We start from the raw sequence: 23918 nt of genomic DNA, 5'->3' as shown, positions 1-23918 counted from the left end.
GCCGCGGCGGTCACCGCGACCAGCTCGCGCATCGATTCGCTGAACAACCGCCTCCAGTCGAGCGCCGGACACCTCGTGGGTGGCGTGGCCGAGGAGGCCGGCACCAAGCGGAGGTCGGGCGAGAACCGCGACCTCCGCGTAGTCGAGCCGGAAAAGAGCGAGGAAGAACCTGCGGGTGACGAGTCCGCGGAGGACGAACAGGTGTGGGACGGCGGAGAGTTGCCGGAGGACGAAGGAGACGAGCAGTCCGAGGTGACGGGCGAGAACGACGAGGGCGAAGAGACCGAGCAGCCCGAGGAGGAGGAACGGCCGACGCGCCGTTCCCGCACTCGACGGCCCCGGGGCGGGGGCACGGCCAAGGAGGTCCGGGAATGGGCAGTCCAGCAGGGCTACGAGATCTCCTCGCGCGGCCGGATACCCGCGGACATCGAGCAGGCTTTCCTCGATGCCCACTGACGACCGAGCGGACCTCACTGGGCTCGACCTCACGGTGGGCGCGCATCGTCTCGAACTGCACATCGGTCTGGTGCTCGGCAGATTCCTCGGACTGTTCCCTAGTTTCCTGAGCCTTTAATTCTGGCGCAGTAGTGTGCGATGGAGTCGAGGATCTGGTCGGCGGTCTTGACCCAGACGTAAGGTCTGGGGTTGTCGTTCCAGGTCTCGATCCATGCTCGGATGTCTTTGTTGAGCTGTTGGACCGAGGTATGCGTGGAGCGTTGGAGCTTCTTGGTGGTCAGTTCGGCGAACCAGCGTTCGACGAGGTTCATCCACGATGAGCTGGTCGGTGTGAAGTGGCTGACGAAGCGCGGGTGCGCGAGGAGCCATCGTTTGACCGCGGGAGTCTTGTGCGTCGATGCATTGTCCATCACGAGGTGGACATCGAGATCGTCGGGAACCTGAGCGTCGATCTTGCGGAGAAATGCGATGAATTCTTGTGCGCGGTGGCGTGAATGGAGTGATCCGATCACCTTCCCCGAGGCGATGTCGAGAGCGGCATACAGGCTCGAGGTGCCATTGCGGACGTAGTCGTGACTGGCGCGTTGCGGGGTGGTGGGAAGTATCGGGAATATCGGTTGGGTCCGGTCCAGTGCTTGGATCTGAGTCTTCGCCCCCGCAAGCGGGAGGGACCCCCAGTCGACGCAGAGCACCAGAGCCCGCTCGGGCGGGTTCATGTACAGGCCGACGACGTCACGGACCTTCTCCGTGAACAGTGGATCCTTCGACAGTTTCCATGAGTCCTGTTTGTGTGGGGCCAAACCGAACGCGCGCCACACCCTCGAGACCGTCGATTGCGAGATATCGAGATGCTCTGCCATCGATCGTGTGGACCAGTGTGTGGCGTTCTTCGGTGTCGTTTCGAGGGTCGAGGTAATCAGATCCTTGATCTTGTCGTCGTCGATCGTCCGGGGACGGCCGGGGCGTGGTTCGTCGAGCAACCCGTCGCATCGGTCCTCGACGAACCTGTCCCGCCACCGCCGCACCGTGCCTCGGTTCAACCTCAGCCTCTGCGCCACTTCGGTATTCGATCCATCATCGGCAGCAGCGAGAATGATTCGCGACCGTACCGCCAGACCTGCAGCGGTCTTGCGTCGCCGCGACCACCCCTCGAGTTCTACGCGTTCGGTCTCGGTCAGCACAATGTCCGCCGGTCGCGGACCGCGAGTTGCCATGACCAATCTTAACAACCGATGGCTTATTTATGACTCAGGAAACTAGTCTCTGATGCCCGCAGTACAACCGAGACCTTCGGTTGCAGCGGCAGTCGTTTCCCTGTGCGACAGGGCGCGAAACTCGTTGCATCCCGGTCGAATCGGTACGATCGACGGTGTCACCGAGAGTTCACGAGCACGGTAAAGGAGGAGTGTTGTTGTGAGAGCGACCAAGTCGAGCGGAAGTGCCACCGCGGCGGGGCTGTTGGCGATTGTGTTGTGGAGTTCGATGGTCGGAATGATCCGTCTGGTCACCGATAGCCTGGGGCGATCGGCGGCGCTGCGATGATCTACTCGTGCTGCGCGATTCTGTTGTCGGTGACTGTCGGATGGCCCAAGTTCAAAGACTTCAGTCGGACGTATCTCGTCACCGGTGCCGTGATGTTTGCCGCGTACGAGGTGTGCTTTGCCCTCGCAATCGGACTGGCGGACACTCCGAGGCAGGCAATCGAAGTCGGAATCGTGAACTATCTGTGGCCGAGCCTGACGGTGGTGTTCGCGATCGTGTTCGCCGGACAGAAGGCTTCGCGCCTGATCCTGCCCGGCATCGTGCTGTCGGTAGTCGGCATTGCCGTCGTTCTCGGCGGTGACGCCGGACTGGACGTCGCAGGCACCGTCGACAACGTGCGCTCGAATCCTCTGAGCTATGGGCTCGCGTTCGCCGGCGCAGTGATCTGGTCGGGCTACTGCACCGTCACCAAGATGTTCGCGAACGGGAACAACGGCATCACCCCGTTCTTCGTGCTGACGGCTGTGGCGTTCTGGTGCATGTACCTGTCGTCCGGTCGCGAGCCGATGCACCTGAGCTTCACCGCGATCGCGGCGACGGTGGTGGCGGCGTGCGCGATCGGCTTCGGCTACGCCTTGTGGAATGTCGGAATCCTCCGCGGAAACATGACCTTGCTCGCCGCTGTCTCGTACTTCACGCCTGTACTGTCCGCCGCATTCTCGTCGTCGATGTTGGCCACGGCACTCGGCCTCACGTTCTGGGTGGGAACCGCTGTGGTGTGCCTCGGGGCAATCCTGTGCTGGTGGGCGACGCGCGGACCGAAGGCACCCGTCGAAGTTTCCGAAGAGGTCGGGTCGCTCGACGAGCAGAGCATCGAGGAGCAGTTTCTCGACGAGACGAGCATCGACGAGCTCACCGGCGTTCGTTCACTTCTCGGTACGCGAGTGGAATGCGTGGTAACCATCGCCAGTGATCGCCGTTCGGCGCCTCGTGTGCCGATCGACGTCGGGTCGGGAAGCTAGCGAGGCTGCGAATATGGCCGCTGTTCCAAGTGATTTCACCGGGACAATCGATTCCTCCGTCGATGATCGGTCGGCTCGACGTACACGGTGCGGGTAGAGCGGCACCTCAGACCGCGCGAGCCGAGCGTTCGACTCTGCACGATCGTAAGTAGTGCCCCCACGTGGCCCGTTCGCCCATCGTGGTGTCGACATAGTCGACGCACCGAGGAGCAGGCACGTGAGCAGTTCAACGATCGAGGCCGAGGCAGTGACCGACCGCGAACTCGAAGACCGGTTCCATCCGATCTTCGACCGGATCGCCGAGGGCGCGCTGGGCCGGGAACAGGATCGCCGGTTGCCGTTCGACGAGGTGGGTCTGCTTCGCGACGCGCGGTTCGGTGCCCTGCGCGTCCCCGTCGAGTTCGGCGGGTTCGGCGCGTCGGTCCGACAGCTGTTCGGTCTGCTGATCGACCTGGCTGCCGCGGAATCCAATCTGCCCCAGGCGCTTCGGGTGCACTGGAGCTTCGTCGAGGACCAGCGTCTCGCCGCCCCGACGGTCAACCGCGAGCGGTGGCTGCGCGCGGCGGCGGAGGGGACACTGGTCGGCAACGCCATCACCGAACCCGGGGTGGGAGCCGCCGACCGGTACCAGACGACGCTGCGCCGCGGCGACGACGGCACCTGGGTTCTGGACGGCGTGAAGTACTACAGCACGGGCAGTCTGTACGCCGATCACATCCTCGTCGCGGCCGACCGTGACGGCGAGCGGGTGTCGGTGCTGGTGGACGCCGACGCTCCGGGCGTGACCCAGACCGATGACTGGGACGGTTTCGGACAGCGGCTCACTGCAAGCGGCACGACCACGTTCTCGGGTGTCGTGGTGCCCGAGGACCGGATCCTCGGGCCCGGATACGGCGCGCCCGGCCGCACCTACGCGACGTCCTACCTGCAACTCGTGCAATTGGCCGTCCTCGCCGGGATCGCCCGCCGTGCGGAAACGGACACGGCGGAATGGGTTCGTGCCCGTACCCGCACGTTCACCCACGCCGCCGCCGACCTGCCCCGGCACGACCCGCTCGTGCAGCAGGTGATCGGCAAGCTGTCCGCCGCCGCATACGGCGCCCGCGCGACCGTGCTCGCCGTCGCCGACGAACTCGACCGCCTGCTCGGCGCCGGTGGTGAGGACCCTGAACTCCTGGACCGTGCCGAGGCCGCCGCGGCCCGCGCACAGTCCGTGGTGATCGGCCTCGTCCTCGACGCGACCGCGCAAGTGTTCGAGGTGGGGGGCGCGTCGATCACCTCGTCGGAACTCGGTCTCGACCGGCACTGGCGCAACGCACGCACCATTTCGGCCCACAACCCTCTGATCTACAAGCAGCAGTCGGTGGGGGCGTACGTCCTGAACGGTGACCCGCTGCCGTACGCCTGGAGCGCCGGGCAGCGGCAGAGCGTGCGGGACGCGGACGCGCCGGCATGACCCGGCAGATCCGCTTCAACGCCTTCGACATGAATTGCGTCGCCCACCAGTCGCCGGGGCTGTGGCGGCACCCGGACGACCAGTCGCACCGCTACACCGACCTCGGCTACTGGACCGACCTCGCCCGGCTCCTCGAACGCGGGCTGTTCGACGGCCTGTTCATCGCCGACGTGCTCGGCACCTACGACGTCTACGGCGGAACCGACGAGGCCGCGCTGCGGCAGGGCGCCCAGATCCCGGTCGCGGACCCGTTGCTGCTCGTCTCGGCCATGGCAGCGGTCACCGAACACCTCGGTTTCGGCATCACCACGGGGACGGGATTCGAGCACCCGTATCCGTTCGCGCGCCGACTCTCCACCCTCGACCACCTCACCGGGGGACGGATCGGGTGGAACGTCGTGACGGGGTACCTGCCGTCCGCGGCCCGGAACTTCGGTGACGCCGACCAACTCGACCACGACACCCGGTACGACCATGCCGACGAGTACCTCGAGGTGCTCTACAAGCTGTGGGAAGGTTCGTGGGAGGACGACGCCGTCGTGCGCGACACCGAGCGCGGCGTGTACGTCGACCCGGAGAAGGTGCACCACATCGGCCACCGCGGAACGCATTTCACGGTCCCGGGCATCCACCTGTCGGAACCGTCGCCGCAGCGGTCGCCGGTGATCTACCAGGCGGGGGCGTCGCCGCGCGGTGTCCGGTTCGCCGCCGAGAACGCCGAGGCGATCTTCGTGGGGCCGCCGTCGAAGCGGGTGCTGAAGGACACCGTCGCACGGATCCGCCAGGCCCTCGTCGACGCCGGCCGCGACCCCTATTCGGCGCGGATCTACGCGCTGTCCACCGTCATCACGGGCAGCACCGACGAGGCCGCGGCCGCGAAGCAGGAGGAGTACCGGCGATACGCGGACCTCGACGGCGCACTGGTCTTCACGTCCGGCTGGATGGGGATCGACCTGTCGCGGTACGACCTCGACGACCCGATCGGAAACGTCGAGAGCAACGCCATCCAGTCGGCCGTCGCCGCATTCCAGGAGGCCGCGGACGACGGTCGCGAGTGGACGGTGCGCGATATCGCGGAGTGGGCGAGCATCGGCGGGCTCGGGCCGCGGTTCGTCGGCTCCGGCGAGACCGTCGCAACGCAGTTGCAGGAGTGGGTGGCCGACACCGACGTCGACGGGTTCAACCTGGCGTACGCGATCACGCCGGGTTCGTTCGAGGACGTCGTCACCCACGTCGTGCCGGCGCTGCAGGCCCGGGGTGCCTACCCGACGGGCTACACCGACGGGACCCTGCGCCACAAGCTGTTCGACAAGGGCGACCGGCTTCCCGCCGACCACCGGGGCGCGCGGTACCGCCTCGGCGGCGACCTCTCGACGCGGACCGACCGCTACCGCGCGTACACGAACACCTGAACGACCACCACAACCACCGGGAGGACCCATGAGTACACCCCGCACCGCCGCCGTCGTCGGAGCCGGATTGGCCGGCACCACTGCCGCGCTCGGTCTCGTCGACGCCGGTTTCACCGTCACCCTCTACAGTGACCGCGACCGCGACGCCTTACGCAACGACGTCCCGGCCACCGGCACCGCCGTCTACTTCGGCAAGTCCCGTGAGGCCGACGCCCGCATCATCGAGGACCTCTACGCCGACGGTCCGCACTCGACCGGGATGAGCACCCGCCTGCACACGGGGGAGGGCGACACCCGCGCCGACGTCCTCGAGTTCGACCCCGACTTCCGGTACGTCGCGCAGGGCGTCGACGTGCGGTTGCGGGCCGACGACCGGCTCGGCCGGTTCCTGGACCGCGGCGGCCGCTTCGAGGTCCGGACGGTGGACCCCGACGCCCTCGACGCGATCGCCGCCGACCACGACCTGACGCTCGTGGCGACCGGAAAGGGCGGGCTGTCCACGCTGTTCCCGGTGGACACCGAACGGACCGTGTACAGCGAACCGCAGCGCCGACTGCTGCTGGTGACGTTGCAGGGCCTCGGCCACGGCGCGGACACCTTCGGCTACCGGTCCGCGGCGGGCGGCGCGCACAATCTCTTCAACCTGCACACCGACTTCGGTGAGGCCTGGCTCGGCCCATACCTGCACAAGGACGCCGGCGCCACATGGAGTTTCCTCGGATTCGCGAAACCGGGCAGCCCGTGGGAGGAGCGGTTCGCCGCGGTCACCGACGTGCACTCGGCGCGGCAGACCGTCGTCGACTTCTACCGCGACTACTTCCCGCACGACGCCCCCGAGATCCAGCAGTTGCAGGTGATCGAGTCCGACCCGCACTCGTGGCTGAAAGGGGCGGTCACCCCGACGGTGCGCCGCGCGGTCGGGACGACCAGTAGCGGCCACGTGGTCGCGGCGATCGGTGACACCGCGATCGCGTTCGACCCCCTCGCCGGACAGGGCGCCCAGAACACCGCCGTGCAGGTGGCCGCGCTCGTCGACGCGGCGCGTGCGCACGACGGCGAGTTCACCGCCGACTGGTTGTCCGAGCAGTTCGAGAAGCACTGGCACACAAGGGGTCACGCTGCCGCAGAGGTCACCCGGTTGTTCCTCGGCGATCCGAAGTACGCGGTCCACGCCGAATTGCTGTTCCCGGCGGCGACCGTGAGCGAACCCGTCGCCGCGGCCCTGTTCGGGTTCCTCTCCGAACCCGACACGCTGATCGGTATCGACACCAGGGAGGACGTTCTCGCGTTCATCGCCGCCAAGGCCGGGGAACCGGCCGAGGACGTGCTGGCACGGTTCACGCCGAGCGCCGGATTCACCGCGTCTCCCGCGGCGGCCCGAGCCTAGGCAACTCCTCGCTGTTCCCACACGATGATCCGGCGCCGGTGGTGGTGGTCGTATCGGCATCGACTCCTCACCCGGCGTCTGTGGGGCCCGTTCCGGGGCGATCCTGCTGTTCGCGACGGCGTCGGGCGCGAAAGTTCGCCACGTTGACACGGTTTCCGCACACCTGTGGCATGCAGAACCGGCGCCGTCCCGCCCGGCTGGTGTCGACGAAAATTCCGTTGCACGAGGGGGATTCGCACGATCGGAACCGGTTCGGCCCCAGCGAAGCCACGGTTCCGAGCAGGCCCGTTCCGATGACGACGGCCAGGTCGTCGGCGAGCGTCGACTCGGGTGCGGTCTCGAGGTGCCACGTCCATGTGCCGTCGTGGCGCCCGAGGAAGGGGGCGGTGTGGGCGACGCGTAGGAGTTGGTTGGCTCCGTCGACGATCGCCTCCTCGTTCGGCGCGGCCACGACGTCGCGCACCCGTGTCCGCAGCGCACGGATCTCGTCCAGATCGGTGCCGGTTGCCTGCCGGTCTCCGGGGCCGATGCCGTGCTCGGTGAGGAATGCGTGCAGCGACTCGCCGTCGGTGAGGGCGTCACCGGTCGCGACGAGCACCTCCGGGGCGGTGAGGACGAGCGCCGTCGCCACCGCTGCCCCGAAGGTGTAATCGGTGAAAGTCAGTTGCATCACTTACATCCTCCGTCTAGCGTAATGGTTACCACGCTAGTTTAACCATTACGTCTCGGGAGGATGATCATGACTCGACAGCAGATCTCCAGCACGGTCGACACCGACCGGTGGCGCCTGCCCGACCGGCTGACGGTGGACGGCGCCACCATCGCGGCCGGAGTCTTCGGCGACGGACCGCCCGTCGTTCTCGTGCACGGCACGCCCTCGTCGTCGTATCTGTGGCGCGCGGTGATTTCCCGCCTCGCCGAGCGGAACACGGTGTATGTCTGGGATCTCCCGGGCTACGGTGACTCGCCTCCGATTCCCGGCGAGCCGGTGGCGATCCGCACGCACGCGCGCGTGCTCGCCCGACTGGTCGAGCATTGGGGACTCGAACGGCCTGTGCTGGTCGGCCACGACATCGGTGCGGCGACGGTGCTCCGGGCACACCTCGTCGAGGGAGTCCCGGTCCGGCGCATCGCACTCCTCGACGCGGCGGTGCTCTCGCCGTGGGTGACGCCGGTGGCGCAGCACATGCAACGCCACCTCGACGTGTACCGCACGATGCCGACGCACATCTTTCAGCGGATCACCGAGGCGCACCTCGACACCGCGACGCGCCGTCGGCTGCCGGCGTCCGTCGCGGAGGCCTACCTCGGTCCTTTCGCGGGCGCGAGCGGGCAGCAGCGTTACCTCGACCAGGTCCAATATTTCGACGAACGCGACACCGCCGACGTCGTCGAGAAACTCGGCACCGTGAAGGTGCCGGTGCAGATCGTGTGGGGTGCGGACGACGAATGGCTGGACCGGTCGTTCGCCGACGCTCTCGCGCGCCGCATCCCCGGGGCGCGAGCGACGCTCGTGCCCGGCGCCGGGCACTTCCTCACCGAGGACGAGCCTGCCCTCGTGGCGCAGGCTCTCGCCGACTTCCTCGCGCAGTGAACGCCGGTGTCACGGTCGGTCGGGCGTGTGCAGTGGGTCGGCGATCGTGATCTCCGCCGTCGGCGTCAGGACGTTTCGGTGGTAGTCGGAGATCGAATCGACGAGTGCCGACACTGCGGGCGCGGCGAAGTGGTCGGGATCCCAGCCCGCATAGAGGGTGACGGCGAGGATGCCTTCAGGGATCTGGATCGGCACGCGGATGAGGTTGAAGAGGGGTTGATCGGTCAGTACAGCAACCCCCTGGCCCGATGCGGCGAGTGCTCTGGCTACAGATGTCACTGACACAACCCGGGGGTCGACGTAGGCGAGGCCTTGGCCGGCGGTGGCGGTGTCGAATGCGAGTCGGGCAGCGTTGTTGCGGTGCATCAGGATGAGCGATTCTCGAACGAGGTCGGCTAAGGCGACTTGGGTCTGTCCGGCCAGGGGATGTTCCGGTGATGCCAGCGCGCACACCGGGGCGCGGCCGATGACTCGGGTCTCCATCGACCCGGGTGGAGGGAACGTCGAGATGCCGATGTCGGCATCTCCGCGCTGGACCACGTCGTACACGGTGCGGGTATCCCGCTCGATGATGTCGTTCAGTCCTGACCTCAGGTATCGACCAGCGAGATACGGACCGAGGACGTCGGCGATGGTGGTCGCCGGCGCCGCGATCGTCAGTGGGATGTCGTCGCCTCGGGCGAGGTGCCTGAGTACTGAGCTCGCTTGGTCGGCCCGCGCCACGAGGTCGCGGGCGAGCGGCAGGAAACGTTCGCCTGCGACACTCAGACGTAGGGCGCCCGGTCCGCGGCGAAACAATTCGACACCCAACTTCTGCTGCAAATTGTGAAGTTGCCGGGAGAGCGAGGGTTGCGCCACTCTCACCGCGCGGGCGGCCGCCGTAACCGACCCGTGGTCGACGACCGCGAGGAAGTACCGAAGTACACGTATCTCCACCATGCCTCCTAGGCATTGGCCTGCTGCGAAATGGATATTGGACGGTTATAGCAGCACTCTGCACACTTATCTCCACGCACGTGACTGTGAGCCGGCTCATGGCTCCGTTTCTTTCGAGGAGAAGGCATGAACGCTATATCCGGCCCGGGTTCCGAGGCCGTCCCGAACCTTCGCGGGGCTCGGAGAGCAGGCTTCGGCGCGCTGATCGGCACCACGGTGGAGTGGTACGACTTCTTCATCTTCGGTACCGCGGCCGCACTCGCATTCGGGCCCGTGTTCTTCCCGTCGGCATCGCCGACCGTGGGACTGCTCGCCTCGTTCGCGACGTTCTGGTCAGGTTTCCTGGCCCGTCCTCTCGGGGGTGTGGTGTTCGGTCATCTCGGCGATCGGATCGGCCGGAAGAAGACGCTGATCACCACCCTCGTCCTGATGGGTCTGTCCAGTACCGCCATCGGACTTTTGCCCGGCTACGCGTCGATCGGCATCGCCGCTCCAGTTCTGCTCATCCTGCTCCGGATGGTTCAAGGACTCGCGTTGGGCGGCGAGTGGGGTGGTGCGGTGTTGATCGCCGCCGAGCACGCGCCGCCCGGCCGACGGATGCTGTTCGGTGCTTTCGCGCAACAGGGATCGCCCGTCGGCAACATCTTGGCGACCCTCGCCTTTCTGGGCGTCAGCACACTCCCGGCTGACGATTTCGCCTCCTGGGGCTGGCGGATCCCATTCCTCTTCTCGGCGGTACTGCTTCTGGTCGGGTTGATCATTCGAATCGGCGTAGAGGAATCACCGGAATTCCTTGCAGCGAAGGAGCATGGGGAAATTTCCGAGGCGCCGGCACTCGAAACCATCCGAACCGCTCCCGTCCCGCTCCTTCTCGGAATCGGAGCCGCGGCGATCGGTGTCGGTGGAGCCTATTTCATGGGCACGTTCATGGTTGCGTGGACGACCACGGACCTGGGTGTCAGCCGATCGACGATCTTGTCGGCTTTGCTGCTGGCAACGGTCGTGCAGTTCTTCGTCCAACCCATCGGCGCACTCCTGGCGGATCGCTTCGGGGGGACGCGAATCATGGTGACGGCGCTGGTCGCCACGGTGATTTTGACGCCGCTTGTTTATGCGCTGGTCAGCACAGGGGACATCGGTCTGATCTACGTCGGCCTCGCCCTCGGTGCTCTGACGAGTCCGGCGTACTTTGCCGTGTTGGCCGGCTTCCTCGCGCAAGCGTTCGACGCCCGGATCCGCTATACCGGTATCTCTTTGGCTTACCAGTTGTCGGCAACGTTGATCGGCGGAATGGTGCCGTTCATCGCTCAGTGGCTCCTCGCCGGCAGCGGTATCGCCATGGTGGCGTTGTACCACGTGGCCCTCACCTTGCTCACCTTGGCGTGTGTGGTCCTGCTCGCCCGGCGAACGCGAACTCGGCCCGCCCCTCACTCGGAGCGCACAGATGTCAGCCTCAACGTCGCGACCGAGCGTCACGTCGTTGCCGAAGTCGACTGAACACCATCACCATCACGATCACGATCTAAGGACCATCTCATGAACACACCCGCACGACCGCGCATCGTTCGCGGACGTCGAATCCTCACCTCCGCTGCGGAATCCGCCAACGCGATCGCGATGATCGGTGACCGTATCGTTGCGCTCGGCGACTCCGACGATCTGCTCCGACAATTCCCCACCGCATGGGTCGACGACAGGGGAGACGCCGTGATCTCACCCGGGTTTCACGACGCACACCTGCACCTCGCTATGGCCGCCGAGAACGAACTGAAGCTCGACGTGTCACCCTCGCAGGCATCCACGCTCACGCAACTACTCGACAAAGTCGGTGCTGCGGCCAAGGCCGACCCTGCACAGGGCTGGGTCCGCGCGGTGGGCTACGACGACGCAAAGATGCCCGAAGGTCGGGTTCTGACCCGCTGGGACCTGGACACCGTCACCGGGAACGTTCCCACGATCGTCCTCCACGTCGCCTGTCATTGGGGAGTGGTCAACTCCGCAGCGCTCGCCGCGGGAGGCATCACCGACAATTCGGAGCCGCCCAGCGGAGGTGACTTCGGACGGGACGGAACTGGTCGGCTCAACGGCATTCTCTATGAGCGCGCTCTCACCGATTTCGCCTACGCCCAGGGCGATGTCGACGGGAGGACGGTCGTACCCGAGTTGGGACTCGACGAGCGGATAGCAGCGCTAGGGAATGTAATTCGCCGTTGGCACGCAGCAGGGTTGACATCGGTCTGCGACGCATTTGCCGGGCCCGCGGACATTCGCCTTTTCGAGGCAGCTCGCGAGCAAGGCCTGTTGACGATGCGTGTCGGATTCCTTCTCGCCGCCGAGCACTACGACTCAGTACACCGGCTCGGCCTACGCTCGGGTTTCGGCGACGACTACCTGCGCTTCGTCGGAGTGAAGGCGCTCGTCGACGGCGCTGTCGGGGGACGAACCCTCCTGCTGGAAGAGCCGGACCACGACACCGGTCATCACGGCATCCAGGTGCTCACCCGTGAGGAACTCGCGGAGGTGGTCCAGAAGGTGCACGGTGACGGCAACCGAGTCTGCGTCCACGCCAACGGCGACCGCGCCATCCGGCTCGTCCTCGACGAATACGAAACCGCGCAGAAGAAGATGCCGCGACCAGGACTGCGGCACCGCATCGAACACTGCAGTGTGGTGGACGAGGGCATCTTGCGGCGCATGAACGAGCTTTCCGCGATCGCGGTCCCCTTCGGCAACTACGTCCATCAACATGGCAGCCATCTGATCGATTGGTACGGCGAGGACCGGGTAGAGCGGATGTTTGCGCACCGGGCGTTCCTCGATGCCGGAGTCGCAGTGGCGGGGTCCTCCGACTTCCCCTGTGGAGCAGTGGAACCTCTCCTGGCGATGCAGAGCATGGTCACTCGAACCGGGTGGGACGGTGCCCTCGTCGGGTCGTCGCAACGTGTCTCGCCGACCGAAGCCCTCGCGATCTACACAGCAGGATCAGCGGTTGCCACCGGCGAGGAAGACCGCAAGGGCACACTCGCCGCAGGCCAGCTCGCTGACTTCGTGGTCCTGGACGAGGATCCGCTGGAAGTGCCGCACGACCAGATCTCGAAAATCGGCGTCCAATCAACGTTTGTCGGGGGCGCGGAGGTATACACGCGAGACTGAGACGATGAGCCGGCGGGGCGGGGGAACCATTGATGCCTGATCGCTACGGCAACGCCCGCCGGCTGATTGGTGGCGCTTGACCCACCTGCCGGCGAAGGTACGACCCGTCGCTTGAAGGAGTGCCCCGGGTGGGGTGTTCCGCGGCCGCCCTTTCGTCGAGGCGCTTGTCGTACTCCTCGTCCACCCATGAGGCGACCGTGTGGCAGACGTCGCGGTACGCGAGCCATTAGCTGTCTTGCCCCAGAGGGCGGTCATTCGGTATTCGCTGCAAGTCGGCGGGAATTCCAGAACCGTAGGACTAGCGAACGTACGTACGCCTAACGTAGTGTTGAAGACCACAGCAACACTTGTACGGCTCTTGTACGGCTAAGGAGAACGATGTTTACTCTCGTCGACGCTATTCGTCGCAACGAGCGGCTGGTGCCCCAACGCGAAGCGATCTTCGACGGTACGCGCCGGCTCACCCATGGAGAACTCGCGGACCGGGCGTGGCTTATCGCCGCCGGCCTGCGGGCGCGGGGTGTCGAGCCCGGTGACACCGTCGGCGTGCTGGCGGGCAACACTGCCTTCAGTATCGAAACCTTCCTGGGAATCGTTGCTGCCGGCGCCGCCTTCGTCCCTTACAACTGGCGATGGGCAACCGAGGAGCTGGCCCACGGCATCAACGAGACCGGCGCCCGTGTCGTACTCGTCGGCGACGGCTTCGACGCCGCAATCGCGGAGGTCCTGGCCGGTGATGGCCTCGAAGCGCCGGTCGCCGTGGTGCACGAGGGGGACGAATTCGATCACCTGCTGCGATCGGAACCGATCAAGGATATGCCGGTTCAAGCATCGGATGCTGCCTGCATTCTGTTCACCGGCGGCACCACCGGCTTCTCCAAGGGGGTCGTGCTCTCGCACTCGGCGATCCTGACCAACGCAGTCAACGAAATCGCCGACTGCCGGATCGGTGGCCGCCCGAACGATCGTGGCCTGGTCGTCACCCCGCTCTTCCACTCCGCCGCACTGCTGTGCTGGTTCCTGCCCCATTACGTCACGGGGAACAGCTCGGTCCTCGTTCACAAATTCGTGGAAGAGGAGATCGCCGACCTCGTCGCGCGCGAGTCGATCACCAACATGTTCCTCGTGCCCAACATGATCCGGCGCATGCTCAAGTCGGGCACGTTCGACACCGACGGGTTCCGCAACAATTTCAAGGCCCTCCACACCGGTGCCGGGTTGCTGCGCATGCCGGACAAGCTGGCAGTGTCGGCACTGATCCCGGACGTCGACCTGTTCTTCCGCTACGGCCTCACCGAAGCCGGGCCGATGGTCACCCGTTTGCTCCCGCAGGACATGCTCCGGCCGGAGATCGACGGCTCGATCGGCACCGAATACCTCCTCACCGAGGTCGAGTTGCGTGATCTCTACGACGGTGCCCCGACCGCGGTGGGAGAGATCGGAGAGATCTGCGTCCGGGGCCCCAATCTGATGACCGGATACTTCGGTCGACCGGACGCCACCAAGGAGGTGCTCGACAACGGGTGGCTGCGTACCGGCGACCTGGCGGTTCGCGACGAAAATGGCTACCTGTACTTCCGCGACCGGGCCAAGGACATGATCAAGACCGGTGGCGAGAACGTATACAGCTCGGAGATCGAGCAGTTGCTCCACACGCACCCGGCTGTCATGGAAGCCGCCGTCCTCGGCGTGCCGAGTGAGGAGTGGGACGAGGAAGTGCGAGCGGTGATCGCCGTTCGGCCGGGTCAGACCGTCACGGAGACGGAGATCGCCACTTTCCTGCGCAAGCACTTGGCTGGATACAAGGTCCCGAAGATGATCGCGCTCGTGGGCCCGAACGCCCTGCCGATGAATCCCAGCGGCAAGATTGTCAAAACCAACATCCGGGCGACGATGGGCTGGTGACAACCGTGCCGACAATCAGCGAGAATAGCGATCGACTAACGTACGATTGTTCCTGAGACCGCTTGCCGGCCCCTTCGGGGACCGTCCAATTTACCTCGGAGGGGGCACAGTGACGCGAGCAACTCGGGTGACACGCGGCGGCGCGCGCACCAACGTCGCTATACGGGAGGCCGCGGCCAGCCTGTTCTACGAGCACGGCTACGAGGCCACGTCGCTGCGCACCGTTGCGAGCGAGGTCGGCATCCAGGTCGGCAGCCTCTACAACCACATCAGCGGCAAAGAAGAATTGCTGACCGACATCATGGTGTCGGTCATGGACGAACTCCTCGAAGCCGTGAACAAAGCGCTCGTCAGCGTCGATGGGAGTGCGCTGGACCGGTTCAAGGCGGCGGTCGACTGCCACATCCGCTATCACGCGGAGCATGCGCGGGAGACGTTCATCGGCAATACCGAGCTCCGGGCGCTGAGCGACGGAGACTTGGAGTTGGTCCTCGCCAAGCGTGCCGAGTACGAGCGCCTGCTGCAGAAACTCATCAAGGATGTGGCCAAGGAAACCGGCGCGGACATCCTCGATGCCAAATTGCAGACGTACTCGATACTGGCTCAGGGTGCGCACGTGTCGTCCTGGTACAAACCCGGCGGACCCAAGTCGCTCGACAAGGTCGTCAACACCTATATCAAGATGGCGCTGCGCCAGCTCGGCGTCGAGAACGCCGGCTGATCCGACCGTATTTCCATTCAGCCCGCGCCCGGCGCTTCAGCCCTGGGCGCGGGCTGACAACTTTGGTGACAAACGGGCGTCCCCCGATCGATGGCTACGGCCGCGTACGCACGTGGGAGCGCTGCGCTGTTCGTCCCGTTGTCTCGGTAATGTTTTCGCGGAGAATGCTTCCCGGACTCTGTTGATCTTTTTGTGGTGCTCGTCTGCCGCAATGGTGCATGCAGCGGGCCCTCGTCTTCACCCGGCACGCATGGTTGACATTTGCTGTCGCTCACATCACACTCTAATTAAACAAACGCACGTACGTTTGTTGCTTTCTCCGCCGACATCGGCAGGGTCGTACATCGAGAGATTGGAAACTCAATGAGCCGCTTGGAGGGCAAGGTCGCCCTGATTACCGGGGCCGCACGCGGCCAGGGCCGTTCACACGCACTGGGGCTGGCCAAAGAGGGCGCTGACATCATCGCCATCGATATCGCCGACCAGATCGGCAGTGTGCCGTACCCGATGGCGTCGCTCGACGACCTGAAGGAAACGGCGCGACTGGTCGAGGAGCTGGGCCGCCGCGTCGTCATCGCGCAGGCCGACGTGCGCAACCTGAAGCAGATGGAGGCTGCGGTCGCTGACGGCCTCGCCGAGTTCGGCCGTATCGACATCGTCTGCGCCAACGCAGGCATCATCTCGGCCAACAAGGTCCTGGACCTGACCGAAGAGCAGTGGAACGACATGATCGACACCAACCTGACCGGTGTCTTCCACACCGTCAAGGCCGCGGTGCCAAACATGGTCGAGCGGGGCGAAGGTGGCTCGGTCATCTTTACCGGATCGACGTCGAGCTTGAACGGTTACCCGAACGTCGGCCACTACGTCACCGCCAAGCACGGCATCGTCGGACTGATGCACACCCTCGCGAATGAGCTGGGCCCCAAGGGGATCCGTGTCAATGTGGTCCATCCGACGAACGTCAACACCAAGCTCTTGCAGAACGAAACCTTCTACGGACTCTTCCGTCCGGACCTCGCGCACCCGACGCTCGAGGACTCCCGCGACGCGTTCGCCACGATGCACTCGCTCCCGAACATCCCGTGGGTCGAACCCATCGACATCACCAACGCTGTGCTCTTCCTGGCCTCGGACGAGTCGCGGTACATCACCGGAATCAACCTGCCCATCGACGCCGGCGCAAGTCAGAAGGTCGGCGGCTAGAAGCCGTCGGATTCCGTGGCCGATCCAAGTCTGGCCGCGGGACCATCCCCACTGCCCCTTCACCCGCGACGGAAACGTTTCGGGTGAAGGGGCAGTGGGCTTTGCGCTGCGTGTCTTCTCGCCTCAGTGAGGGCGGCTCATACGCGCGCCACGGCCGGGCCTGACGTTGACAAAGTGCGCAGTGGAACAGAATGCGACTGGTGCAGGTGATTTGCCGGACTGTTCGGAATCACGCATGTCCTCGACGTGTACGAGGGGTGACTGCGCTTCTTCCCTGCTGGCCGCCACCTGTTCGAGCAACGTTCCTGCGTACTCGCCGGATTCGATGACTCTCGGTGCGTCGTAGGTGGGTGGCCGTGACTGTTCTACCTCATGACGTGCTCGGGTCCGGCGCGGTTCGAGGGTCCGGTGGCGCGACGAACTCCCCGGGCCGGGACGCGAGGCGGGTACGTCTGGTCTGGCGGGCGCGCTCGTTTTCGGACATGCCACCCCAGATGCCGTAAGCCTCGGTGGCGGCGAGGGCGTGGGTGCGACATTCGGCGAGCACGGGGCAGTCCTGGCAGATCTGTTTGGCGGCGTGCTCACGCTGGGCGCGGACGCTGCCGCGTTCACCGTCGGGGGAGAAGAACCTCTCGGTGTCGGTGCCGCGACATGAGGCGCGGTGCTGCCAGTCCCGGTCGATGTGGTGGTCCGAATGATCAGGCACTGCGGGATAGGTCGCTTTCGGAGTCGAGGGTTGACTTGATCCGACGGGAGGCACCGGATCCCGGGCCCTCGTCGTGAGGGCCCGGGATCCGGGTGCCGAAAGCGAATGGCGAGGATGCGCGGCGTCAGAGCGCCATACCACCATCCACCGGAAGAACGACACCGGTCGTCCAGTCGTCCTCGAGCGCGAACCGTGCGATCCACCGGGCGGTGTCGACGGGATCGCCGACCCGGCGCAGTGGAATCGCCTCAGCCCGCTCGCGGAGTAGCGTCGACTCTTGCTCCGCGCTCATCCCGGCGGTCCGGTAGATCGCGGTCGGCGTCGGTCCGGGAGCGACGGAATTGACCCGAACCCCCTCAGGCCCCAACTCGAGGGCCCAGCACCGGGTCAGGTGCGCGACCGCCGCCTTCGACGCCGCGTAGTGCGCATTGCTGGCGGTGGGCTTGAGGGCGACCGAGCTGGCCACGTTCACGATGGACCCCCGGCTGCTCTTGAGCGCCGGGAGCAACGCCTGCGTGACCACCGTCGTCCCGAGTACGTTCACCTCGAACAGTGCACGCACCGACGCGGCACTGACGTCGGCCAGCGGACCGACCAAAAACGCGCCTGCGCAGTTGATCACGAAGTCAATGCGGCCCCAGTGCTTCAACGCCGCCGACGCTGCGGATCCGACCACCGCCGCATCAGTGACATCGACGGTACGGGGAGCGACCTCCTCACGCCCGGCAAGATCTGCCAGCGCCTCGTCGCTGCGATCCCACGCGTCGACGCGGGCGCCGTGGTCGACCAGCACTTCGAGGCAGGCCCGACCGATCCCGGTGCCCGCACCGGTGACGACACCGGTGAGACGTTCCCGCCGCGGCGCGAGCACCGGCGCGCTCATACCGGGGTGACGCCATTTCGGCGGGCGGGCGCGGTGCGGTCCCGCTTCCGGTAGAGCGCCAGACGCTGGGTGAGCTCGTTGCGCAGCTCGTTCGCGGGCACGACCGCTTCGACGGCGTTCTCGTTGGCGATCTTGAACACGTCGATCCCGGCGGCGTACTCGGCCTGCTTCTCGGCGATGAACGCGGCCCGCTCCTCCGGATCCTCGATGGCCTGGATGCGGTTGTAGTGGATGCCGTTCACGGCGGCATCCGGGCCCATCAGGGCGGGCTTGGCCGTCGGCAGCGCGATCAGGGCGTCCGGCTGCATCGGGGCACCGGACATTGCGAGGTACCCGCCGCCGTATGCCTTGCGCAGCAGCACCGTGATGCGGGGCACGCGGGCCTCGGAGACGGCGAAGATCATCTTCGCGCCGTGCCGGATGATGCCCTGTCGTTCGACCTCGGAGCCGATCATGTAGCCGGCGATGTCGACCAGGAACAGGATCGGGATGTTGTAGGCGTTGCAGATCCAGATGAACCGGGCGGCCTTGTCTGAGGAGTCGGGGAAGATCACCCCGCCCTTCACGGTGGGCTGGTTGGCGACGATGCCGACGCTTTGGCCGTTCAGGCGCGCGAATCCGGTGACCAGTTCCGGGGCGAACAAATCCTTGTACGGGAAGAAGCTGGCGTCGTCGACGAGGGAGTCGATCAGCTCGTGGATGTCGAAGATCTCGGATTCGACCTCGGGGACGATCTCCTTGATGGTCCGGGCGCCGGACGGGTCCGCCGGTGCGGTGATCGGGGGCTCCTGCTGCCAGTTCGACGGCAGGAACGACAGCCATACCCGCACGGCGGCAATCGCTTCGGCGTCGTCCTCGACGAGGACGTCGGAGAGACCGGAGACGGTCGAGTGCATCTCCGCCCCACCCATCTCTTCGAGGGTGACGTCCTCACCGGTCACCATCTGAGCCAGGCGGGGGGAGCCGAGGTAGGCGGTGGCGTGACCGCGGACCATGATCGTCAGATCGCACAGCGCGGGCACGTAGGCCGAGCCGGCGGGGGAGGGCCCGAAGAGGGCGCAGACCTGGGGGACGCGGCCGGAGATCTGGACCTGGTTGTAGAAGATGTTGCCCCAGGCACGGCGGCCGACGAAGCTTTCGAACTGTTCGTCGATGCGGGCGCCCGCGGAGTCGAACAGGTACACGATCGGGGTGCCGGTGGAGTCGGCGAGTTCCTGGGCGCGGACGATCTTCTCGAAGGTGCGCTTGCCCCAGGTGCCGGCCTTGACGGTGTAGTCGTTGGCGATGACGACGACATCGCGGCCGTCGACCTTGCCGACCGCGGTGACGACGGCGTCGCCGGGCAGGCCTTCGTCGTAGCGGGCGAGCAGGCCGTCCTCGAAGGACCAGCTGTTGTCGAACAGGAGTTCCAACCGGTCGCGCACGAGCATCTTGCCGGCATCGATCTGCTTCTGGCGTTGCTTCTCCGAGCCACCGAGCCGGGCCTTGGCCAGCCGCGTCTCGAGCTCTTCGTGCGGGCCGACCGGGGCCGCTGTGGTCTTCTCGTCGAGAATGTCAGTCATGATCTTTCCAAACTGTTTCGGAGGTAGTGGATTACGAATCGTCGGTGGGGGCGCTACTTGTAGCTGAACAGCAGGGAGGCGCCGCCGTCGATGACGGTGGTGGTGCCGTTGACCCCGCGTGAGGTGCGGCCCGCGAGGAAACCGATGACCGCGGCGACGTCGTCGGGGTCGAGAATGCGTCCGGTCGGTGTCTTGGCCGCCATCCGCTCTGCCGCGGGGCGGTCGAGCATCGGGGTGACCATCGCGCCGGGGGCGACGGCGTTCACGGTGACCGCGGTGCCCCAGAAGTCGAACATCAGGGAGCTGGTCAGGTTGATCAGTGCGGCCTTGGAGGCGGCGTAGGCGGGGTACTCGTAGCCGCGGGTGCCGGCGAAGGACGCGCAGTTGATTACTCGCCCGTACTCGGCGGCCTTCAGATCGTCCGCGAAGGCCTGGGTGAGCAGGAACGGGGCGGTGACGTTGACGTCCATGACCTGCCGCCAGGAGTCGGCGGTGGTGTCGGCGAGATGGGTGCGGCGCAGGATGCCGGCGATGTTGACCAGATGGGATACCTGGCCGAGGTCGACGTGCACCGCGTCGACCAACGAGCCGGCCGCCGATTCGGAGGTGATGTCCACGCCGTACGCGGCGCTGGTGACCCCGTTGTTGCCCAGTTCGGTGGCGGTGCGCTTGGCCGCGACTTCGTCGATGTCGACGCAGGCCACCGCCAGGCCGAGTTCGCCGAGCACCGTGGCGGTGACGGCTCCGAGTCCGCCTCCGGCGCCGGTGACGACCGCGACCGGCGGCCCTGCGGGTGTGGTCATCTCACTCACCTGCCGCCGCGACGGTGGCCAGGGATGCTCCGGCCGCCACGACCTGCCCGACCTCGACGTGCAAGGACTCGACGACACCGTTAACGGCGGCGCGGATCGGGTTTTGCATCTTCATCGCCTCCAGCACCATCAGCACCTGCCCCGCCTCGACCTGGGCGCCGACCTCGACGTCGATCTGCGCGACCGTGCCCTGCATCGGGCTCTTGGCCTCACCGCTCGCCGCGGCGCCGCCGCCCCGCTTCTTCCGTGGTCCGCCGGTCGCGGCGCGGCGCGCCTGCGGCTCGGCGACGGGCGCGGCAGCGGCCGGGCCGGCGGGGGTGAAGAACGGGATGACGTAGCGGCGGTCACCGACCCACGCCTCGTTGCGGGGCAGCATCTCCTCGGTGTCCTCGGCATCGGTGTCGGACAGGTCCTCGACCGGCGGCAGCAGCGAGGCGAAGTCGATGTCGCGCTCGAGCCAGTTGGTGTGCATGGCGACGTTGCGGAAGTCCTTGTGCGCAATGATCTGTCGTGCGGCCGGGACGGTGGTGGGCACGCCGTCGATGATCAGCTCGTCGAGGGCGAGGGTCAGCCGGTCCAGGGCGCGGTCCCGGGTCGGCGCCCACACGATGAGCTTGCCGACCAGGCTGTCGTAGTACGGCTGGACCTCGTCGCCGGATTCGTAGCCCCCGTCCCAGCGGACGCCGGCGCGCGTCGGTGCCTGCACGGTGGCGATCGGGCCGGGGCTGGGCATGAACAGGGCGCCGCGGGTGTCCTCGGCGTTGACGCGGACCTCGATCGCGTGCCCTCGCGGGTCGGCGCCGGACTCGGTGATCGACAGCGGCTCGCCGGCGGCGACGGCGAGTTGCTCGGTGACCAGATCCAGGCCCAGGGTCATCTCGGTGACCGGGTGCTCGACCTGGATGCGGGTGTTCATCTCCAGGAAGTAGAAGGCCTCCCGGTCGGCCTCGACGAGGAACTCGACGGTGCCGGCGCCGACGTAGCCGACCTGCTTGGCCAGGCGGACCGACGCCTCGCCCATGGCGCGGCGCAGCTCGTCCGACAGGCCGGGGGCGGGTGCTTCCTCGATCAGCTTCTGGTGCCGGCGCTGCACCGAGCAGTCGCGGTCGCCGATCCATACCGCATTGCCGTGGGTGTCGGCGAAGACCTGGACCTCGACGTGGCGAGCGCTGGACAGGTACCGCTCGAGGTAGACGTCGTCACGACCGAACGCGGCGGCGGATTCCTGCTTGGCCGAGGCGAACGCGGATTCGGCGTCCGAGGCCGAGGCGACCATGCGCATGCCGCGGCCGCCACCGCCGTAGGTGGCCTTGATCGCCACCGGGTAGCCGTGCTCGTCACCGAACGCGATCACGTCCGCCACGGAGGCGATGGTGCCCTGCGAGCCGGGGACCTGCGGGACGTCGGCCTTCGCGGCGAGATCGCGGGCGGCGATCTTCGAACCCATCACCTCGATCGCCGAGGAGGGCGGCCCGATGAAGATCAATCCCGCGTCTTCCACGGCCTTGGCGAACGCCGCGTTCTCGGCCAGGAAGCCGTAGCCGGGGTGCACGGCCTGCGCACCGGTGCTCTTGGCGGCCTCGATGATCTTGTCGATCGCCAGGTACGACTCCGACGCGGAGGCCGCGCCGAGCAGGACCGCCTCGTCGGCCAGCCGCACATGCAGTGCCTTCTCGTCCGCCTCCGAGTACACGGCGACGCTGGCTACACCGGCCTCTGCACACGTGCGAATGATGCGGACCGCGATTTCGCCGCGGTTGGCGACGAGGACCTTGGACAACATGCCCGGACTCCTTGGGGTTTCGAAATACCTGTTCGATGGACGCCCCGGTGTGGGGTCGCCTTCGTAAGACCATGTCGCTTAGACAAACAATCGTACGTTCGCTTACGGTACCGTCAGATGTGGTAACGGTCAACGATGGCTCCCCGCCTCGCCCCGAGGCTGGAGCGGATGACAAGGAGGGCGCGGACGGTGATCGCCTCTGCTGAACAACTCGAACTGCTGGTCGACGCCTTGCGGGTGACCCCTGCCGGGGGCAGCCGGTTCTGCGGACCGACCGCGGCGCGCAAACTTCCCCGGCTCTTCGGGGGACAGGTGCTCGCCCAGGCCGTGATGGCGGCCGGTGCGACGGTGCCCGACGACCGGTATCCGCACTCGCTGCACACCTTGTTTCTGCGCGGGGGAAATCCCGATGCACCCGTCAGTTACCAGGTGACGATCCTGCGAGACGGCCGCTCCTACAGCGCGCGCGCCGTCACCGCCACCCAGGGCGATGATGTGCTGGCGACACTGCAGCTCTCGTTCGCCACCGAGCAGGACGGCCCTGAGCACGAATGGTCCCCGCCTCTGACCGAGACTGCACCGGACGAACTGTTGCCGCTGCACGAGCAACTCGAGGGCGAGAGTGCGATGCTGCCGGAGTGGTGGTCGAGGCCCCACCCCTTCGATTTCCGCTTTCTCGAACATCCCGAGGCGCTGGCCGCGGCCGGCACCCGGAATCCCGAGCAGCAATTCTGGGTGCGCGCGGCCACCAAGGTCCCGGACGAGCCGCTGCTGCACACTGCCCTGTTGGCATATGTCAGCGACCTGACCCTGCTCGACCCGGCACTGATGCCGCACGGGCGCTCCTGGTACGGCAACCGGGTGATCGCCGGTGCCAGCATCGACCACGCGATGTGGTTTCACCGCCGGTTCTCGATGAACGACTGGATGCTGTGTCGGCAGGTCAGCCCGATCGCCACCGGTGGCCGATGCCTGTGCACCTGCGACTTCACCACCGAGGCGGGTGCGCGCATCGCGTCGGCCTCTCAGGAGGGCGTCCTGCGCGAACCCTGATCTCGACGGCGCCGTTCAGGCCTGCACGATCTCCGACTCGGAGGCGAGAAACCAGGTGATGTCCCCGATGAATTCTTCCTCGTGCTCGCGGACGGCGTCCGCCTCCGGCGAGGCGAACGCCTGGGCCACCGCGGCGACGGACGGAAACCATAGCTCCGCCATCCCGTCGTACGCCCATTCCGTGCGATGCTCGATCGCCGGATTCTGCACGTAGCGCTCGAGTTCCGGGAGCTTCCATACGTACTGGGGGTGCTCGACGTTCCAGTATCGGAGGAACTCGTCGCGAGAGAGCTCGGACTTCGACGTGATCAGCGCAACGATCTTGACGGACATACATTTCTCCTTCAGTCGGGGTCGGCGACGGTAGAAGTTCGGCGACCAATCGGGAA

At 66.3% G+C, this 23918-nt stretch carries 21 protein-coding genes and 1 pseudogene; 13 read left to right on the top strand and 9 right to left on the bottom strand.

Annotation, left to right across the window (positions count from 1 at the left end):
* Nucleotides 1-339: 339 nt before the first annotated feature.
* Both QM841_RS43390 and QM841_RS12350 read left to right on the top strand, forming a co-directional pair.
* Nucleotides 340-456: pseudogene (locus tag QM841_RS43390) on the top strand (Lsr2 family DNA-binding protein); the annotation flags it as partial.
* Nucleotides 446-574, top strand: a complete 129-nt coding sequence (locus tag QM841_RS12350) for a hypothetical protein (protein ID WP_283332208.1) — start codon at nucleotides 446-448, stop codon at nucleotides 572-574. The pseudogene QM841_RS43390 and the gene QM841_RS12350, both read left to right, overlap by 11 nt.
* Here the strand turns inward: QM841_RS12350 and QM841_RS12345 are convergent.
* Complete coding sequence (locus QM841_RS12345) at nucleotides 555-1670, bottom strand: IS630 family transposase (protein ID WP_283332207.1); 1116 nt, start codon at nucleotides 1668-1670, stop codon at nucleotides 555-557. The genes QM841_RS12350 and QM841_RS12345 overlap by 20 nt on opposite strands.
* 357 nt (nucleotides 1671-2027) lie before the next feature.
* Here QM841_RS12345 and yddG point away from each other — a divergent pair, with 357 nt between their 5' ends.
* From yddG to QM841_RS12325, 4 genes are all read left to right on the top strand, one after another.
* A complete protein-coding gene (gene yddG / locus QM841_RS12340; RefSeq protein WP_283332206.1) occupies nucleotides 2028-2960 on the top strand; it encodes an aromatic amino acid DMT transporter YddG in 933 nt (310 codons plus the stop codon).
* 217 nt (nucleotides 2961-3177) lie between these two features.
* Nucleotides 3178-4416, top strand: a complete 1239-nt coding sequence (locus tag QM841_RS12335) for an acyl-CoA dehydrogenase family protein (protein WP_283332205.1) — start codon at nucleotides 3178-3180, stop codon at nucleotides 4414-4416.
* Nucleotides 4413-5828, top strand: a complete 1416-nt coding sequence (locus QM841_RS12330) for an LLM class flavin-dependent oxidoreductase (RefSeq protein WP_283332204.1) — start codon at nucleotides 4413-4415, stop codon at nucleotides 5826-5828. Before QM841_RS12335 ends, QM841_RS12330 begins: the two co-directional genes overlap by 4 nt.
* Before the next feature lie 28 nt (nucleotides 5829-5856).
* Nucleotides 5857-7215, top strand: a complete 1359-nt coding sequence (locus QM841_RS12325) for a styrene monooxygenase/indole monooxygenase family protein (protein ID WP_283332203.1) — start codon at nucleotides 5857-5859, stop codon at nucleotides 7213-7215.
* A 67-nt stretch (nucleotides 7216-7282) separates the two neighbouring features.
* Here the strand turns inward: QM841_RS12325 and QM841_RS12320 are convergent, their stop codons facing one another.
* Entirely contained in the window at nucleotides 7283-7885 is a 603-nt protein-coding gene (locus tag QM841_RS12320) for a CGNR zinc finger domain-containing protein (protein WP_283332202.1), read from the bottom strand.
* A gap of 69 nt (nucleotides 7886-7954) precedes the next feature.
* On the opposite strand from QM841_RS12320, the gene QM841_RS12315 reads away from it, so the two are divergent.
* Complete coding sequence (locus QM841_RS12315) at nucleotides 7955-8809, top strand: alpha/beta fold hydrolase (RefSeq protein ID WP_283332201.1); 855 nt, start codon at nucleotides 7955-7957, stop codon at nucleotides 8807-8809.
* Between the two features lie 9 nt (nucleotides 8810-8818).
* Here the strand turns inward: QM841_RS12315 and QM841_RS12310 are convergent, their stop codons facing one another.
* Nucleotides 8819-9748 (bottom strand): LysR family transcriptional regulator, encoded by a 930-nt coding sequence (locus QM841_RS12310; protein ID WP_283332200.1) that lies wholly within the window; start codon nucleotides 9746-9748, stop codon nucleotides 8819-8821.
* Nucleotides 9749-9871: 123 nt separating this feature from the next.
* Here QM841_RS12310 and QM841_RS12305 point away from each other — a divergent pair, with 123 nt between their 5' ends.
* From QM841_RS12305 to QM841_RS12285, 5 genes are all read left to right on the top strand, one after another.
* Entirely contained in the window at nucleotides 9872-11242 is a 1371-nt protein-coding gene (locus tag QM841_RS12305; RefSeq protein ID WP_283332199.1) for an MFS transporter, read from the top strand.
* A 39-nt stretch (nucleotides 11243-11281) separates the two neighbouring features.
* Complete coding sequence (locus QM841_RS12300) at nucleotides 11282-12898, top strand: amidohydrolase (RefSeq protein ID WP_283332198.1); 1617 nt, start codon at nucleotides 11282-11284, stop codon at nucleotides 12896-12898.
* A gap of 378 nt (nucleotides 12899-13276) precedes the next feature.
* A complete protein-coding gene (locus QM841_RS12295; RefSeq protein WP_283332197.1) occupies nucleotides 13277-14803 on the top strand; it encodes a class I adenylate-forming enzyme family protein in 1527 nt (508 codons plus the stop codon).
* 109 nt (nucleotides 14804-14912) lie between these two features.
* Entirely contained in the window at nucleotides 14913-15524 is a 612-nt protein-coding gene (locus QM841_RS12290) for a TetR/AcrR family transcriptional regulator (RefSeq protein WP_283332196.1), read from the top strand.
* Nucleotides 15525-15887: 363 nt separating this feature from the next.
* Nucleotides 15888-16730, top strand: coding sequence for a mycofactocin-coupled SDR family oxidoreductase (locus QM841_RS12285; RefSeq protein ID WP_283332195.1), 843 nt, complete (start codon nucleotides 15888-15890; stop codon nucleotides 16728-16730).
* A gap of 370 nt (nucleotides 16731-17100) precedes the next feature.
* Here QM841_RS12285 and QM841_RS12280 read toward each other — a convergent pair whose 3' ends face one another.
* The 5 genes from QM841_RS12280 to QM841_RS12260 all read right to left on the bottom strand — a co-directional run bounded on the left by QM841_RS12280 (nucleotide 17101) and on the right by QM841_RS12260 (nucleotide 22476).
* Nucleotides 17101-17436 (bottom strand): WhiB family transcriptional regulator, encoded by a 336-nt coding sequence (locus QM841_RS12280; RefSeq protein ID WP_283332194.1) that lies wholly within the window; start codon nucleotides 17434-17436, stop codon nucleotides 17101-17103.
* 124 nt (nucleotides 17437-17560) lie between these two features.
* Nucleotides 17561-18319 carry an SDR family NAD(P)-dependent oxidoreductase gene (locus QM841_RS12275; protein WP_283332193.1) on the bottom strand — a complete coding sequence of 253 codons (759 nt, stop codon included), beginning with the start codon at nucleotides 18317-18319 and terminating at the stop codon, nucleotides 17561-17563.
* Nucleotides 18316-19881 (bottom strand): acyl-CoA carboxylase subunit beta, encoded by a 1566-nt coding sequence (locus tag QM841_RS12270; protein ID WP_005563089.1) that lies wholly within the window; start codon nucleotides 19879-19881, stop codon nucleotides 18316-18318. Before QM841_RS12270 ends, QM841_RS12275 begins: the two co-directional genes overlap by 4 nt.
* 53 nt (nucleotides 19882-19934) lie before the next feature.
* The gene (locus tag QM841_RS12265; RefSeq protein ID WP_064080348.1) at nucleotides 19935-20684 is read right to left on the bottom strand and encodes an SDR family NAD(P)-dependent oxidoreductase; all 750 of its coding nucleotides are present in this window, start codon (nucleotides 20682-20684) and stop codon (nucleotides 19935-19937) included.
* 1 nt (nucleotide 20685) lies between these two features.
* Nucleotides 20686-22476 carry an acetyl/propionyl/methylcrotonyl-CoA carboxylase subunit alpha gene (locus tag QM841_RS12260; protein ID WP_283332192.1) on the bottom strand — a complete coding sequence of 597 codons (1791 nt, stop codon included), beginning with the start codon at nucleotides 22474-22476 and terminating at the stop codon, nucleotides 20686-20688.
* A 189-nt stretch (nucleotides 22477-22665) separates the two neighbouring features.
* Between QM841_RS12260 and QM841_RS12255 the strand changes: the two genes are divergently transcribed.
* On the top strand, nucleotides 22666-23529 hold the full coding sequence (locus QM841_RS12255; protein ID WP_283332191.1) for an acyl-CoA thioesterase: 864 nt from the start codon (nucleotides 22666-22668) through the stop codon (nucleotides 23527-23529).
* A 15-nt stretch (nucleotides 23530-23544) separates the two neighbouring features.
* Here QM841_RS12255 and QM841_RS12250 read toward each other — a convergent pair whose 3' ends face one another.
* Nucleotides 23545-23862: an EthD family reductase gene (locus QM841_RS12250; RefSeq protein WP_271211802.1), complete on the bottom strand. Its 318-nt coding sequence runs from the start codon at nucleotides 23860-23862 to the stop codon at nucleotides 23545-23547.
* Nucleotides 23863-23918: the final 56 nt, after the last annotated feature.

It is taken from the genome of Rhodococcus sp. IEGM 1307, assembly GCF_030056915.1.
In the GTDB taxonomy this organism is placed as follows: domain Bacteria; phylum Actinomycetota; class Actinomycetes; order Mycobacteriales; family Mycobacteriaceae; genus Rhodococcus_F; species Rhodococcus_F opacus_D.
The sequence above is the reverse complement of the archived record's forward strand: the minus strand, read 5'-3'. Positions and strand labels throughout refer to the sequence as shown.